Genomic DNA, 15,716 nt, shown 5'->3' with positions numbered 1-15,716 from the left:
TACGGTTTAGCTGCGGAGGCATAACATGGAAATCACCACTATAGCTGGGATTGTAATCGCTGTAATTATCATGGTTGTGGGTATTCGAATGATGTTTCGTAAACCTGCAGATGCAGCGCCATCACTTGACACCGAATTACATATTGATCCTGATAGTCAGCAACCTGTTATTCCGCGCCATGTACGCAATCAGTTAAATACACCTGAAACCACGCAACGTGTAGAGCCGACTTTGGCTGAGGAAAAAGTCACAGCGGTTGAAGCGACTGAAACTGTTCAAGCGAATGTAACGCCAGAAGCAACGGCAACGGAACCAACTGAGCAGAGCGTTGAAGCTAAGACTGAGGCGACTACGACAGATCCCGTTTCAGTTGAAAACGCTCAAACTGCAACAGAAGACAGTACATTGTCTACAGAAGCAACTGAATCTACAACTGTTGCATCTGTAGCCGCCGATGCCAATCACGCAGCGACTGCTGCGACGGACGTTCAGGCTGATGCTGTTCCTGCAGAAAAAGCCCCGGAATTTAGTGTAAATAGCGCAATTGAAAAAGCTGAAATCAGCGATTTTGATGAAGAAAGCAGTATTTTGGATGCGCATTTACATGAACAAAAAATTGTTGATGAAGAAAGTGCTTTAGCGACTGCGGAAACTTATATCGCCTTAAATGTGTTCCCGGATAGCCGTGCCTTGTCGGGTGAAAAAGCATTAAAAGTGTTACTCAAATACGGCCTGCGTTTTGGCGAAATGGCCTGTTTCCATCGCTATGATGAAGAAGGTACAAAGTTATTATTCTCTGTATTGCAAATGAATAATGATGGCGCTGCGCAAGGTTTTGATCTTGAAACTTTATCGACTGAAGAAGTAAAAGGTTTGGCTTTCTTCTTAGCGCTGCCACACAGCGATGTACAAAATGCCTTTGATACCATGGATAGCATTTCACGTCTAATTGCCCGTGAAATTGACGGTACTGTGTATGATCAAAATAACCAAGAATTTACACCGCAGATGCGTGAACATTGGCGTCATCAAGCGATTGATTATCGTCAAGGTCAAGCTATCGAAGTCTAAGCGTCTTTGATTGAAACTCACCGAGTGGGTTTCTATAATAGCAACAGATAATGAAATTTGAGGGCGGAGCATGAACCGCCCTTTTTTATGGTGAATGTATGACACAACAATCCACTGTCGTTGCACAGATGCGACAACTGATTCAACTCTTGGCGAAGCATAACCATGCCTACTATGTCATGGACACGCCAGAAATTGAGGACAGTGAATATGATCAACTTTTTCACCAATTAAAAGCTTTAGAAGAGCAATACCCTGATTTAGTACAACCTGATACACCAACTACAAAAGTGGGTGGAAAGGCCTTGTCTAAGTTTGAATCTGTAACCCATGCAGTACCCATGTTGTCATTGGGTAATGTGTTTAATGCAGAAGATTTATTTGCCTTTGCACGCCGCGTAGAAGAGCGCTTGCCGAATCAAAAAATTGAATATGATGTCGAATTAAAATTTGATGGACTGGCCATTTCTCTCTGGTATGAAAATGGCATTTTAGTCCGTGGTGTGACACGGGGTGATGGTGAAACTGGGGAAGACATTACCCAAAATGTAAAAACCATTCGTAATTTACCTAAAGTACTGACCTCTACACAGACTGAAATTCCAAGTCTGCTTGAAGTCCGTGGTGAAGTTCTGATGCCAAAATCAGGCTTTGAAAAGCTTAATGCTGAAAACGAAGCCAAAGGTGAAAAAACCTTTGCCAATCCACGAAATGCAGCAGCAGGAAGCTTACGTCAACTCGATCCTGCAATTGCGGCTTCACGTCCCTTGGCTTTTTATGCTTATGGCATTGCACAGTGCGAACCACATCATGGGCAAACCACCATGTCTGCAAGTCTTGAGTGGCTGACACAGTTTGGTTTTGCTGTCGGTGAACGTCACTTTATATGTGACAGCATTCAGGACGTACAAGCTGCATATGAGCAAATGATCATTGATCGTCCAAGCCTGAGCGTTGAAATTGATGGCATGGTGATTAAGGTAAACAGCCTGAAGCAACAGCAAACACTGGGCTTTTTAAGTCGTGAACCGCGCTGGGCAACGGCATATAAATTCCCTGCAGTTGCAGCGCTCACGACGGTTGAAAATATTGATTGGCAAGTGGGGCGTACAGGGACTTTAACCCCAGTCGCACGTTTAAACCCTGTGGCAGTCGGTGGTGTGACGGTTTCTAATGTCACTCTACATAATATTGGTGAAATTCACCGTTTAGATGTACGTGTCGGTGACACAGTCAGTGTTTACCGTAGTGGTGATGTGATTCCCAAAGTGGAAAAAGTATGGACTGAATTCCGTCCTGTAGATACGGTAGAAGTTCAGTTACCTGCATGTTGTCCAGTCTGCGCATCTCCAGTGGTGATGCCAGAAGGTGAAGCCTTGGCACGTTGTTCAGGTGGATTGTACTGTGCTGCACAGCGTATTGAGGCGATTCGTCACTTTGTATCGCGTAAAGCTATGGACATTGAGGGCTTAGGCGACCGTTGGGCGGAATCTCTTTTACATTTGGATCTGCTCAAAGATGTTGCTGATATTTATAGCTTGCATGCGCATCGTGAAAAATTACTGACTATTGAAAAAATGGGCGAGAAGTCGGTTCAAAACCTCATCGATTCTATTGAAAATAGTAAGAAAACGACACTAGGCGCATTTATTTATGCACTTGGCATTCGAGGCGTGGGTGAAACCACGGCACGCATGCTCGCCAATACCTTCCAAACCTTTGATGCGATTCGTCATGCAGATCTCGAATCCTTGAAAAAAACGCCAGACGTTGGTGATATTACCGCTGAATGGATTGTCGACTTTTTCCAAGCGCCGCATAACCTCGAAGTGGTTGATCGTTTGTTGGCAGCTGGGATTCATTGGGATGCACCTGTTGCACCAAGTCGTCAGCCGCTGAATGGCGAGAGTTGGGTGATTACTGGAACATTGAGTACCATGGGGCGTGATGAAGCGACGCAAATGCTTCAAGCCTTAGGCGCACGTGTCAGTGGTAGTGTTTCGGGTAAAACCAAATGTGTAGTTGCAGGTGAAAAGGCAGGTTCTAAATTAGAAAAGGCTGAAAAGTTGGGTGTACCTGTGATGAGTGAAGAGGAGTTTATTTCCTTTGTACAACAGCAAAATGCTTCTTAAGTATTGAAAAATTTAACCTGAAAACGTAGTTACTTTTGAACAAACGCCTGATGCATTGCATTGGGCGTTTTTATTTTCGGTGCTTAACATGATTGAGTGAGCGTATCAGTTGTTGGTGATAGATCAGACAGTATTCCTCAACATTACTCACGAAATATTTTGCTAAAGCGTGAATGTATTGAGATACAATTTTAGCCATAAAAAAAAGCAGCTCTTATGCTGCTCTTTTTATTCAGTGATCACATTATTCTTGATCAACTTTCATTGGTTTTACATCCATTTCTTGATATGAAACAAACTTAGTTTTGTGTTTCCACTTATAACCGAACCAAATGGCAAGGAATAAGAAAATACCAATATAGGTAGAAACGACGGCCAACCATTCACCATCTAAAACGGCTTGATAGTTCTGACCAAGGACCACGATGGCACACAAAATAAAGGCAAACCAAGGTGCAAATGGGAAGAATTTTGCACGGTAAGCAAGATCTTCCAATTTATTGCCTTGAGCCAAGTAGCCTTTACGGAAGCGATAATGTGAAACTGCAATACCAAGCCACACAATAAAGCCACACATACCTGACATGTTCAGTAACCAATTAAAGACCGCTTGTTCACCGATAAAGGTGGTTAAGAAGCACAGTGCTGCAATCGCTGTTGTTGCATAAAGTGCATTCATTGGTACACCACGTGCATCTAAGCGACCAAAGACTTTCGGCGCACTGCCTTTACGTGCCATATCAAACAGCATACGAGTAGAGGAGTACATACCAGAGTTACCCGCTGATAAAATCGCAGTCAAGATCACCGCATTCATCACCGATGCAGCAAAGGCAAAACCTGCTTTTTCATACAGTAAGGTAAATGGTGATAGTGCAATATTTTCAGTAGATGCTGCTTGTAATAAACGTGGGTCATCATAGGCAATGAGAGTGCCGATAATGAAGATACACACGATATAAAACAACAAGATACGCCAGAAAATTTGCTTGATGGCAATAGGAATGGTCTTTTCAGGATCTTTCGATTCACCTGCAGCCACACCAACCATTTCAGTCCCTTGGAAAGAGAAACCAGCAATCATGGCCACACCAATCAAGGCAGATAAACCGCCGACAAATGGGGCTTCACCCTTGGTCCAGTTGGCAAATGTTTCTACGCCCGGTGTCAGCATGATTTTGCCAATCATAAACAGGCCGATAATGATAAAGGCAACAATTGCGAGCACTTTAACAAGCGAGAAGAAGAATTCGGATTCACCGAAGCCTTTTACGGTCAGCGCATTAATGGCAAAGACGATTGCGAGGAAAATCGCACTCCAGTAAAAGCCCGGAATATCAGGAAACCAGAATTTCATAATGAATTGGACTGCAACCAATTCAAATGCCACGGTAATCGCCCAGTTATACCAATAGTTCCAACCCAAAGCGAAGCCGAAACCACCCTCGACATATTTGGTGCCGTAGGTAAAGAATGCACCCGAAGTTGGGTTATGTGTTGCAAGCTCACCTAAGCTGGTCATCAAGAAGTAAATCATGATACCAATTAAGCAGTATGCAAGCAGGGCGCCACCCGGGCCTGCATTGGCAATGGTTGCACCTGAGGCAAGGAATAAACCTGTACCAATTGATCCACCAATTGCAATCATGTTGAGATGGCGAGCACCCAACTTACGCTGAAGCTGAGCTGGTTTTTGAGTTTCGCTCATCATTGTTCCTTAAGATTTTTTTGCGTGCTCGCAAACAAGACTTTAAATCCTTGTTGGTCGGCTTTGATTGTACATTGACCATAATGTTGCTCAATTAAAGTCGGATAATTGAGGAATCGGTTGGCAACAATCCAAAGCTCACCCCCAGACTTCAAATGTCTGCGCGAAGTTTTGCATAGATTTTCACTGGCATTGTAGTCGGTTTGAATCCCTTGATGGAAGGGTGGATTGCTGACTATGGCATGTAAAAATAGTGGTGCATCCTCGATTCCTGTGACCGCTTTAATCTCAAGTTGTTCAGGTTCAAGCAAATTTTGTTCAAATGTCATTTGTGTAGAAGCCAGTGCAAAAGCATCTACATCCATGGCAAAGATACGATTTTTAGGATTCAGTTTGGCTAAATAAGCACTGATGACACCCGCACCACAGCCGAAATCAGCAATTTTGCCCGAAGTGACTTGTGATAAATAAGGCAATAAGGTAGCCGTACCCACATCTAAACGGTTCTGGCTAAATACGCCCGGCAGTGCGCAAATCGTAAGCTCACCATTTGGAGTCTCAACTGGATATTTTTGCACCCAATCTTGTAGTGGCTTGAGTGTTACAGTTTTTTCTAAGAGGGTTTGCCACATTTGACAGTGACGCGCACTATCAATTTTTAGGGTTTTACCAAAGGGTTGTAATTGTTTTGCTGCGCGTTCAACACCGCCTTTTTTCTCACCCACGAGGAAAATAGACGCACCTTGAGCAAGGTGACTTGCCACATTGTGTAATAAATAATTCAGCAGTTCTTTTGATTTAGGAACAAAAATAACCGCTTGATCAAACTGACCTTCAGGAAAATCGACACCAAAATGGACGTTTGACTGTTGATTTTGAAAGTACTGAAAATCATTAAAATTCCAGCACCAAATCGATGGCTTAATATTGTCATTCAATTGACTGAGTAAGTCATCTGTCGGTGCATTTACGAAAAGCACGCGATCTTGTAATAAATCGATCTGTCGTATAACGACTTCACTTGTGAGATCCATAGATTTCTCCATCATAAAAAACACTGCCTAGGGCGGAACCTAGGCAGTGTTCTTTGACAAATGAACTTACTTCTTCACTTCAGGAAGAACAATATTCAAAATAAGGGCAGCGATACCACCAGTGGCAACGCCTGAACTGAAGATATTACGGAACAATTCAGGAAGATGTTCAAGGATTTGTGGTACTTGTGCAACACCTAGACCCAATGCTAATGAAATCGCAATGATTAATAGTGCGCGGCGGTCTAAATGAATGCCTGACAAGATATTAATACCCGAGGCAGCCACGGCACCGAACATGACCATTACAGCACCACCAAGCACGGCTTGTGGAACTGCCTGAATGACACCTGCTACAGCAGGAAGTAAGCCTAAAATAACCAATAGGGCAGCAATCCAAATGCCTACATAGCGGCTTGCAACACCTGTTAACTGAATAACACCGTTGTTTTGCGCAAATACAGAACTTGGGAATGTGTTAAAGATACCGGCAAGGAATGAGTTTGCACCATTCACCAATACACCACCTTTAATACGCTTCATCCATTCAGGGCCATCTACAGCTTGATTTGAAAGCTTAGAAGTCGCGGTAATATCGCCAATCGCTTCCAAAGATGTCACAAGGTAGATAAATGCCATTGGAATAAACAAGCTCCAAGAGAAGCTTAAGCCAAAGTGCATCGGTGTTGGAATTTGAACCAGTGGCGCATCTTTTAAACCATCAAAGTTTAAATGACCCATAAAGCCTGCAAGGATGTAACCCACGACTAAGGCAATTAGGATGGCAGAACTTTTTACCCATGTAATACGCACACGGTTCAATAAAATGATCAGTGCCAAAACGGTACATGACATGATGAGGTTGTCTGCATTGGCAAATGTTTTATCGCCCATGGCTTGATAACCACCACCCATGCTGATCAGGCCTTCTTTAATTAAAGTCAGACCAATCAATAGCACCACAATACCTGTTACCAATGGGGTAATCAGTTTTTTCACCCAAGGTAAGATTCGTGACACACCCATTTCAATGAATGAACCCGCGATCACCACACCAAAGATAGATGCCATAACTGCTTCTACAGGTGTACCTGCCGCAACCATTGCAGAACCAATACCGATAATAGGACCAATAAAGTTAAAGCTGGTTCCTTGTACAATCAGGAGACCTGCACCAAATGGACCGACTTTTTTACATTGTAAAAAGGTTGCGATACCAGAGATCACCAATGACATCGACAGAATCATATTGGTGTCTTCTTTTGACACACCAAGTGCCAAACAGATCAGCAGACCCGGCGTCACAATTGGGACAATAATGGCCAATAAATGTTGGAACGCAGCGAGAAAAGCAATAAAAGGTTTTGGTCGATCATTCAATCCATAGACTAAATCGAGTTGATCTTTTGCTTCGGGAGATTGGTTTAAATCAGACATGCGGCACTGAAAATTAAGGCTAGGTGGCGCTATTCTAATCTGTTTACACAGCTTTACAAAACCAAAAGCGTACCAGTCGTCAAAAAAAAATGCGATTGTCAATAAACTGTCACTACTAAAATCTATATTTTTTCTGTATAATTTGCCCTCAAACTTTAGGCGTATCGAATTCACATGTCAGATATTAAAACTCTCCGTAACATTGCCATCATCGCGCACGTCGACCATGGTAAAACTACTCTTGTAGACAAACTTTTACAGCAATCAGGTGCTCTTGGCGATCGCGCAGGCGAGATCGAACGTGTAATGGATTCTGGCGCTATTGAAAGTGAACGTGGTATTACCATTCTTGCAAAAAACACTGCAATCAAATGGTTAGACAAGCGTACTAACACTGAATACCGTATCAATATCGTGGATACCCCGGGACACGCCGACTTCGGTGGTGAAGTAGAACGTGTAATGTCAATGGTTGACTGCGTACTTCTTCTTGTTGACTCTCAAGAAGGCCCAATGCCACAAACTCGTTTTGTAACGCAAAAAGCGTTCGCACGTGGTTTGAAACCAATCGTAATTATTAACAAAGTCGACAAGCCAAACGCTCGTCCAGACTGGGTAATTGACCAAGTATTCGATTTGTTCGACAACCTTGGTGGTTCTGACGAACAGTTAGACTTCCCAGTTGTATATGCTTCAGGTCTTCGTGGTGTGGCTGGTCCATCTCCAGAAGAACTTGCTGAAGACATGACTCCATTGTTCGAAACAATTGTAGACATCGTTGAACCACCAGCGGTTGACGTTGACGGTCCATTCCAAATGCAAGTGTCTTCACTTGACTATAACAGCTTCGTAGGTGTTATCGGTGTTGGTCGTATTCAACGTGGTTCAGTGAAATTAAACACTCCTGTAACTGTAATCGACAAAGACGGTAAAACACGTAACGGTCGTATCTTAAAAATCATGGGTTACCATGGTTTAGAGCGTATCGATGTTGAATCAGCTTCTGCTGGTGACATTGTTTGTGTAACGGGTATTGATGAACTTCATATCTCTGACACAATCTGTGATCCAAAAGCAGTTGAAGCTTTACCTGCACTTTCTGTAGACGAACCTACAGTATCGATGACTTTCCAAGTAAACAACTCACCGTTTGCTGGTAAAGAAGGTAAATTCGTAACTTCACGTAATATCCGTGAACGTCTAGATCGCGAATTGATTCACAACGTAGCATTACGTGTTGAAGATACTGACAGTCCTGACCGTTTCAAAGTATCTGGTCGTGGTGAGCTTCACCTTTCAGTTCTTATTGAAAACATGCGTCGTGAAGGCTTCGAAATGGGCGTATCACGTCCACAAGTAATCATCAAAGAAATTGATGGTGAAAAACAAGAGCCATACGAAAACGTAACGTTTGACGTTGAAGAGCAGCACCAAGGCGCTGTAATGGAACAAATGGGTCACCGTAAAGGTGAAATGACCAATATGGAAGTTGACGGTAAAGGCCGTATCCGTATTGAAGCAACAGTTCCTTCACGTGGTTTGATTGGTTTCCGTTCTGAATTCTTAACTATGACTTCAGGTACAGGTATCATGACTTCAAGCTTCTCGCACTACGGTCCAATGAAACAAGGTACTGTTGCGAAACGTCAAAACGGTGTGTTGATTTCTATGGTTCAAGGTACTTGCTTGGGCTATGCACTATTCAGCTTACAAGACCGTGGCCGTCTATTCGCTAAACCTCAGTTAGAAGTTTATGAAGGTATGATCGTTGGTATTAACTCACGTTCAGACGACATGACTGTTAACCCAACTAAAGCGAAACAGCTAACTAACGTACGTGCTTCTGGTACTGATGATGCGTTGACTCTTGTTCCGCACATTGAATTTACGCTTGAACAAGCGCTTGAATTTATTGAAGACGACGAATTAGTTGAAGTAACGCCTAAGTCAATCCGTATCCGTAAACGCTGGTTGACTGAAAACGAACGTAAACGTAACCGTAACGTTTAATTTTACAGTTTCAAAAAAACCGCTGACTTAGGTTAGCGGTTTTTTTATGCATGGGCGTTTTGAATAAAAATGCAAAAATTGAATGACTTTATTCATTTAATTCGACATGCATAATTTTGATAAATCCTTTTTAATAGAATGTATTACCAAAATCAAAAATGTTTTGTGTGAATTTTTATACATGGCATTTAGAATCTAATAAAAACCAAGTAAATTAGGTGGAAATAGTTATACAGATATAATGTATACTTCGTCACAAAATTAAAGCTGAAAAAATTTCTGGAGATCACATGAGTATTATTCAAGAATTTAGAGAATTTGCCGTAAAAGGCAACGTGATGGACTTGGCTGTAGGTGTCATCATTGGTGGTGCTTTCGGTAAAATCATCGATTCAATGGTAAAAGACATTATCATGCCTTTTATTTCTTGGATCCTTGGTGGTGACGTTGATTATTCAAATTGGTTCTTAGTATTGGGCGATAATCCAAATAACCTCACCACGCTCAAAGCTGCACAAGATGCAGGCCTTAATGTGTTGGCTTACGGTAACTTCTTAACTATCTTAATCAACTTCTTGCTTTTGGCATGGGTCGTATTCTGGTTAGTGAAATTGATGAACAAATTGCGCCGTCAAAAAGTTGAAGAGCCAGCTCCAGAGGCGACTCCAGAAGATATCGAATTACTTCGTGAAATTCGTGATGAATTAAAACGTAAAGGTTAATCCTTTAGCAGTGAAAACGGCGCTTAAAGCGCCGTTTTTTATTGTGAATTTTGTTGAGGCGTCATTTTCATAAACTTAGGTTCTGATGTCGAAAAAACAATGCCATTTCGAATGCCTGTAAATACTTCATTTGCTTCTTCAGGTGATTCGGGTGCGCAGGCTTGTTGACCTAATATAAATAAGACTAAAGGGTGATTTTTGGATAATTTGCTAATTTGCTGTATCGCATCATACCATTTTGATTCATCGTTACGATTCCCATCTAAATCTAGTGCCAACTGGACTTCACCATGAGGGTTCATATCTTGATCATCATATAATGCTTGGATAAGTGCATGCTTTCGTTCACCTCGAATGATTGTAAAATCTGTTGTATCGACAGTGCCAAGACGAAAATAGTTGTAATAGCCCAATGGAATGTCCTTTATTTATTATTAAGTAGAATTGATTTAGTGCAATGTTATCTGGTTGCTATGATTTATATTATATGATTGAAAACCGCCAGCCAATGTTCTGAACGATTGAAAAAAATACTGGGATTATGTGCTTTAAGATGAAAAGCACATATTCGCGATATACTCGTTATAGCATGTTCAATGTGGGTGCTATGTTACATCCGAAACTTAATTTCTAATAAATGCCAGCCAAATTGGCTTTTGATCGGACCATGCAGTTCACGTTCGGGTAGGGTAAATACCGCCTTATCAATTGGACCAACCAGTTGGCCTTTTTTAATGTCGCCAAGCTCACCGCCTTTTTTACCCGAAGGGCATGTCGAATGCTGCTTTGCAATTTTGGCAAAGTCCGCACCGCCTTTGATTTTCTTTTTCAGTTGCTCACATAGTTCTTTATCTTTGACTAATATGTGGCGAACAATCGCAGACTTCATGCTTTATTTCCTTTCACGGTTTTCTTAGTCAGCATTTTAACCTTTTTTAAAGGCTGACACTCTGGGCAAAACACCGATGCACGTTGCCCTAGTTTGATATTTTGCAAGATGGTTTCACAGTTGATGCACATTTCACCGGCACGTCCGTAGGCGAGCAGAGTTTGTTGGAAATAACCATTTTCGCCCATCGCATTGGTGTAATCACGTAACGTCGAACCGCCTAAATCAATTGCCTGTTTTAAAATACGTTTGATTTCGATGACCATTTTTTCAACTTGTTCAAAACTCAAACTTGATGCAGGCTGCGCAGGGTGTATGCCTAAGTTAAATAAGCTTTCCGTTGCATAGATATTGCCGACACCAACCACAATATGATTGTCCATGATCGATACTTTGATACTGGTCTGCTTATTTTTAAATTTTTGGAATAAGTATTCAGCATTAAAGTCATCACTCAGCGGTTCAGGGCCAAGCGTGTCAATCAGTTTGCTTTGAGACGATGCATCTAACCATAAAATACAGCCAAAACGTCGTGGATCGTGATAGCGTAATTGCATATCTTCAAAATGAATCACCAGATGATCATGCTTTCGTAATGCTTCATCACCTTCACAAATCCGAAAACTGCCAGACATGCCCAAATGCCACAGCATGCAGTCATGTTCAAATTCAGCCAAAATATATTTTGATCGACGGCTGAGCTGAAGCAGCTTTTGACCGACGAGTTTTTGAATGTCGTCAGGAATAGGCCAACGCAGGCTCGACTGAAAAACCTCAACTTTGAGAACCTTTTCATTCAATAATGGCAATAAACTGGTTTTAGTGGTTTCTACTTCTGGTAATTCAGGCATAAAGGTCGAAGCAATGGATCATTCAAGTTATGCATACTATTGGGTCTAGCCCTACATAATGCAAGTTTCATCGCGGCCTAAGGGAGTGTATGAATAGGTTATTGATTATTAATTGTGAGAATAATAAACCAACAAGTCACAATAATGAGTTTGAAAAAGCGATCAGAAGTTAAACAATTGAATTAATAGATATATAAGATATTGAAAAATAATCACTAAAAATATTGCATAACAATAGATTTATTTAAAGTCACTTATTGATAAATTAAAGTTTGGTGAATGATAAAAATAATGCTGAGATAGAACGTGAAAAATTATGTAATTTTTGTGACATTAGATTTCAAGCCTTGTGGCTTGTCTAGAGACTCTCTCCAGATTTAGGTTTTACCATGAAAAAATACAGTCTAGCTCTTCTACCTGCATTTGTTGCAGCAGCCATGACACATGTTCACGCCGCAGAAGCATTCGACACTAAAGGTCAGTACATGCTCGGGGATTGGGATGGTAAACGTACCGAACTTGCACAACAAGGTGTGAAGTTTGAGGCCAATATTGCTGCTGATGCTGCCTATCTTGCCGATGGCGGTCGTAATCCGGGACATTCAGCAACGGTAGCCAGCCAATTGTGGTTAGGTACACAGCTTGATATGGAAAAACTCGCAGGTTGGGATGGCGTGACTGTGCGTGCTGTAATGACTGCTCGTCAAGGTCAAAGTACCTCAGTTCGTGATTTGCAAGGAGATGTTCCTCAATTGGCAAATGCACAAGCCAATTTTGGTCGTGGTAATCAGGACAGTCGCTTAACTGAATTATCGATTGAAAAGAATTTTAAAGAACAAGGTATTAGTGTAAAAGCAGGTCGTTTAGGTCTAGGTATGGACTTTAACGTGATGGCATGTGACTTTGCCAGCACCGCATTTTGTGCAGCGCAAATGGGTAAATGGCAAGGTTCTATGTGGATGAATACTCCAGTTTCACAATGGGGTGGACGTGTGAAATACCAAGCAACGCCAGAACTTGCGGCACAAGTCGGTGTTTACGAATTTAACCCTGACAATGGTAATGCCAAAGCAGAAGGTCAAGGTTGGAGTCTAGATACAGATCATGCTGATGGCGTAACTATTCCCGTAGAATTGGTTTGGACACCAAAATCATTGGTCAATGGCTTACCGGGGAGCTACCGCTTTGGTGCGATGTACAACACCGCAGATAATGTCAAAAATCAAAAAGACATTATTTCGGGCGAAGCAGAAGATCGTACCTTTGGTGGTTGGGTCGCGATTGAGCAACAGTTAACGTCTACAGGTGAAGGCAAACGTGGTTTGCATAGCTTTGCCAATTTTACTTGGCATGATCGTGTCACCACAAAAGTTGATAACTCACAGCAGCTAGGTTTGAAATACATTGGATTGGCCGATCGTTTGCCTAACGATATGGTTGGCTTGGGCGTGAACCGTGTGCATGTCAATGATCGACTTTCTGCTGAAAAATTTGATGCAAGCGCAGAATATAATGTCGAGTTGAACTATAGCCATAACCCTACGAAATGGTTGATGATTCGCCCAAGTTTACAATATGTGATTAACCCAGGCTCAACAAATCGGGTTGATGATGCTTTCCTAATTGGTTTAAGCTCTAAGGTAATATTCTAATGTCAAAATAGGTGCTCTATGCAAAGTAAATTTAACGTCACATCATTTAAGACACATTTACTTTGCCTGACGGCATGTATTAGCCAACAGTTGTATGCAGAAACAGGTTCTACGGAACCTGTTTTACTTCCTGAGATTACCATTGAAGCACCACGAACCAATACCACATGGTTAAAAACACCGGCATCGGTATACCGGGTACAGCAGGCTGAAAATAATAACAATACGGGTGTGAATCTGTCTGAAACCTTAAAAGGTGTGCCCGGACTACAACTGAATAACCGTGAAAACTATGCACAAGACTTGCAACTGTCTATGCGAGGCTTTGGCGCACGTTCAACATTTGGTGTGCGTGGTATCCGTTTATATGTTGATGGAATCCCTGCGACCATGCCGGATGGTCAGGGACAGACATCAAATATCGATATGAGTAGCTTAAATCATATCGAGGTATTGGGTGGGCCATTTTCCTCTTTATACGGTAATTCTTCGGGTGGGGCAATCTTAACAACAACCAAGCAAGGTACTGGAAAAGACACTATCGAACTCGGCTATTCGGGCGGCAGTCATCATAAAAGTCGTGCTGATATTGTGCTGCAAGGTGGCTCAGAACGGGCCAATGAGCCTAGCTATGTTGTCAGTTCTTCTTATTTTGAAACTGATGGTTACCGTGATCATAGTGCTGCAAATAAGGTACTCAGCAATGCAAAACTGACGTGGGATTTGGATGATGGTTCCAAGGTCAATTGGATTGTGAATCATGTGGATATCAATGCCGATGACCCACAAGGTCTGAATCGGGAGCAATTGCGTCAAAATCTGAAACAAGTTAATGATGCCAATAATACTTATGATGTACGTAAGGAAATTAGCCAAACTCAAACTGGGTTGACGTGGAAAAAACCATTGAATGATCAGCATGAACTTAATGCAATGGTATATATGGGGCAACGTAATGTCACCCAATATCAATCAATTCCAAAATGTGCTTTAAAAATAGGTACAAAAGATTGTATCCCGAATACCATTCAATTAAATCAAAGACATGCAGGTGGTGTGATTGATTTTAGCCGTGATTATTATGGAACAGATATTCGCTGGACAGGCAAAGACCTCTTGCCGAATACGCGTTTTACTGCAGGCCTTGCCTTTGATTATATGGATGAAGACCGTAAGGGCTATGAAAATTTTGATGCCAATGGAAATTTTGGCAAGAAAGGCAATATTCGTCGAAATGAAAATAACACCTTGTGGAATTTAGACCCCTATGTACAAGCTTCGTGGAATTTTTTACCCAATTGGACTTTAGATACAGGGCTACGATATAGCAATGTTCATTATGAATCTGACGATAAATATGTCGTGGGTTTAAATAAGGATGACAGCGGTAAAACTGACTATGACAAAGTTTTACCTTCAGCAGCAGTCAGCTGGAATATTGCGCCTCAACTGAATGCCTATGCCAGTTATGCCAAAGGTTTTGAAACACCGACCTTTACAGAAATGGCCTATTCCAAAGATGACGGCATGAATTTTGATTTAAAACCAGCCAGTAGCAATAACTACGAGCTTGGGCTTAAATCACGAAATGCATGGGGGAATTTCACTGCAGCGGTGTTCCAAAGCAAAACTCAAGATGACATCGTTTCTGCTGGGACAGAGGAAGGGCGTGCAACCTATAGAAATGCCGATAAAACCTTACGTGAAGGTGTTGAGCTTTCGTGGAATAAACAGCTATGGCGAGATTTAAGTGCGCAAGCAAGTTACAGTTATATCGATGCCACATTTGATGCTTTTGTTCCAGAAATACCGAATCCTACAGATCCAGCGAAACCTAAAGCGTCATCTATTAGATCGGGTGCGAAAATTCCGGGTATTGCCAAAAACCAAGCGTTTGCCGCACTGAATTGGCAGCCAGATATTGGCTTTAATGCCGGCCTAGATGTTCGCTATATGGATAAAGTCTATGTCGATGATGCCAACAGTGATGCTGCGTCGAGCTATACCGTGGTTTCTGCCAACGCTGGTTATGTGTGGAAACAAGCAGATTGGAAAGTTAAAACCTATGTACGTGCAGATAATTTGTTTGATGAAAACTATGTCGGTTCAGTGATCGTCAATGATGGAAATGGACGCTTCTTTGAACCCGCGGATGGGGTGAATTGGAGTGCAGGATTAAGTGTGACCAAAGCCTTCTAAAAGGAGAGTG

Annotated in this window: 12 protein-coding genes; 6 read left to right on the top strand and 6 right to left on the bottom strand. The window is 41.9% G+C overall.

The features are described from left to right. The first annotated feature begins 25 nt into the window (after positions 1 to 25). Together B1201_RS03520 and ligA are read left to right on the top strand one after the other, a co-directional pair. The gene (locus B1201_RS03520) at positions 26 to 1,072 is read left to right on the top strand and encodes a cell division protein ZipA C-terminal FtsZ-binding domain-containing protein (protein WP_078192344.1); all 1,047 of its coding nucleotides are present in this window, start codon (positions 26 to 28) and stop codon (positions 1,070 to 1,072) included. Between the two features lie 98 nt (positions 1,073 to 1,170). Continuing rightward, positions 1,171 to 3,204: an NAD-dependent DNA ligase LigA gene (ligA, locus tag B1201_RS03515; RefSeq protein WP_078192343.1), complete on the top strand. Its 2,034-nt coding sequence runs from the start codon at positions 1,171 to 1,173 to the stop codon at positions 3,202 to 3,204. A 244-nt stretch (positions 3,205 to 3,448) separates the two neighbouring features. Here the strand turns inward: ligA and B1201_RS03510 are convergent, their stop codons facing one another. The 3 genes from B1201_RS03510 to B1201_RS03500 form a co-directional block, all read right to left on the bottom strand. Further along, a complete protein-coding gene (locus B1201_RS03510; protein WP_078192342.1) occupies positions 3,449 to 4,912 on the bottom strand; it encodes an amino acid permease in 1,464 nt (487 codons plus the stop codon). Then, on the bottom strand, positions 4,912 to 5,946 hold the full coding sequence (locus tag B1201_RS03505) for a methyltransferase (protein ID WP_078192341.1): 1,035 nt from the start codon (positions 5,944 to 5,946) through the stop codon (positions 4,912 to 4,914). The genes B1201_RS03510 and B1201_RS03505 overlap by 1 nt, the downstream gene beginning before the upstream one ends. Before the next feature lie 66 nt (positions 5,947 to 6,012). Next, on the bottom strand, positions 6,013 to 7,383 hold the full coding sequence (locus B1201_RS03500) for a uracil-xanthine permease family protein (protein WP_078191151.1): 1,371 nt from the start codon (positions 7,381 to 7,383) through the stop codon (positions 6,013 to 6,015). Positions 7,384 to 7,557: 174 nt separating this feature from the next. Between B1201_RS03500 and typA the strand changes: the two genes are divergently transcribed. Both typA and mscL read left to right on the top strand, forming a co-directional pair. Further along, positions 7,558 to 9,393, top strand: coding sequence for a translational GTPase TypA (typA, locus tag B1201_RS03495; RefSeq protein ID WP_078192340.1), 1,836 nt, complete (start codon positions 7,558 to 7,560; stop codon positions 9,391 to 9,393). Between the two features lie 290 nt (positions 9,394 to 9,683). Beyond that, positions 9,684 to 10,115 (top strand): large conductance mechanosensitive channel protein MscL, encoded by a 432-nt coding sequence (gene mscL / locus B1201_RS03490; protein ID WP_078192339.1) that lies wholly within the window; start codon positions 9,684 to 9,686, stop codon positions 10,113 to 10,115. A 38-nt stretch (positions 10,116 to 10,153) separates the two neighbouring features. On the opposite strand, the gene B1201_RS03485 is transcribed toward mscL, so the two are convergent. From B1201_RS03485 to mutM, 3 genes are all read right to left on the bottom strand, one after another. After that, a complete protein-coding gene (locus B1201_RS03485; RefSeq protein ID WP_005007840.1) occupies positions 10,154 to 10,528 on the bottom strand; it encodes a hypothetical protein in 375 nt (124 codons plus the stop codon). 197 nt (positions 10,529 to 10,725) lie between these two features. After that, positions 10,726 to 11,004, bottom strand: a complete 279-nt coding sequence (locus B1201_RS03480) for a peptidylprolyl isomerase (RefSeq protein ID WP_078192338.1) — start codon at positions 11,002 to 11,004, stop codon at positions 10,726 to 10,728. Beyond that, positions 11,001 to 11,855: a bifunctional DNA-formamidopyrimidine glycosylase/DNA-(apurinic or apyrimidinic site) lyase gene (gene mutM, locus B1201_RS03475; RefSeq protein ID WP_078192337.1), complete on the bottom strand. Its 855-nt coding sequence runs from the start codon at positions 11,853 to 11,855 to the stop codon at positions 11,001 to 11,003. Before mutM ends, B1201_RS03480 begins: the two co-directional genes overlap by 4 nt. A 389-nt stretch (positions 11,856 to 12,244) precedes the next feature. Between mutM and B1201_RS03470 the strand changes: the two genes are divergently transcribed. Together B1201_RS03470 and B1201_RS03465 are read left to right on the top strand one after the other, a co-directional pair. Further along, a complete protein-coding gene (locus tag B1201_RS03470) occupies positions 12,245 to 13,507 on the top strand; it encodes a carbohydrate porin (RefSeq protein WP_078192336.1) in 1,263 nt (420 codons plus the stop codon). An 18-nt stretch (positions 13,508 to 13,525) separates the two neighbouring features. Beyond that, the gene (locus B1201_RS03465; protein ID WP_078192335.1) at positions 13,526 to 15,706 is read left to right on the top strand and encodes a TonB-dependent receptor; all 2,181 of its coding nucleotides are present in this window, start codon (positions 13,526 to 13,528) and stop codon (positions 15,704 to 15,706) included. Positions 15,707 to 15,716: the final 10 nt, after the last annotated feature.

The organism is Acinetobacter sp. ANC 5600, assembly GCF_002018395.1.
GTDB lineage: Bacteria > Pseudomonadota > Gammaproteobacteria > Pseudomonadales > Moraxellaceae > Acinetobacter > Acinetobacter amyesii.
Note: the sequence above shows the minus strand (reverse complement) of the source record. Positions and strands in the feature narration are given on the sequence as shown.

Excerpts from the sequence above, each read along its gene's own strand:
- B1201_RS03520 (WP_078192344.1), top strand. The coding sequence starts at position 26 with ATGGAAATCACCACTATAGCTGGGATTGTAATCGCTGTAATTATCATG.
- ligA (WP_078192343.1), top strand. The coding sequence starts at position 1,171 with ATGACACAACAATCCACTGTCGTTGCACAGATGCGACAACTGATTCAA.
- B1201_RS03510 (WP_078192342.1), bottom strand. The coding sequence starts at position 4,912 with ATGAGCGAAACTCAAAAACCAGCTCAGCTTCAGCGTAAGTTGGGTGCT.
- B1201_RS03505 (WP_078192341.1), bottom strand. The coding sequence starts at position 5,946 with ATGGATCTCACAAGTGAAGTCGTTATACGACAGATCGATTTATTACAA.
- B1201_RS03500 (WP_078191151.1), bottom strand. The coding sequence starts at position 7,383 with ATGTCTGATTTAAACCAATCTCCCGAAGCAAAAGATCAACTCGATTTA.
- typA (WP_078192340.1), top strand. The coding sequence starts at position 7,558 with ATGTCAGATATTAAAACTCTCCGTAACATTGCCATCATCGCGCACGTC.
- mscL (WP_078192339.1), top strand. The coding sequence starts at position 9,684 with ATGAGTATTATTCAAGAATTTAGAGAATTTGCCGTAAAAGGCAACGTG.
- B1201_RS03480 (WP_078192338.1), bottom strand. The coding sequence starts at position 11,004 with ATGAAGTCTGCGATTGTTCGCCACATATTAGTCAAAGATAAAGAACTA.
- mutM (WP_078192337.1), bottom strand. The coding sequence starts at position 11,855 with ATGCCTGAATTACCAGAAGTAGAAACCACTAAAACCAGTTTATTGCCA.
- B1201_RS03470 (WP_078192336.1), top strand. The coding sequence starts at position 12,245 with ATGAAAAAATACAGTCTAGCTCTTCTACCTGCATTTGTTGCAGCAGCC.
- B1201_RS03465 (WP_078192335.1), top strand. The coding sequence starts at position 13,526 with ATGCAAAGTAAATTTAACGTCACATCATTTAAGACACATTTACTTTGC.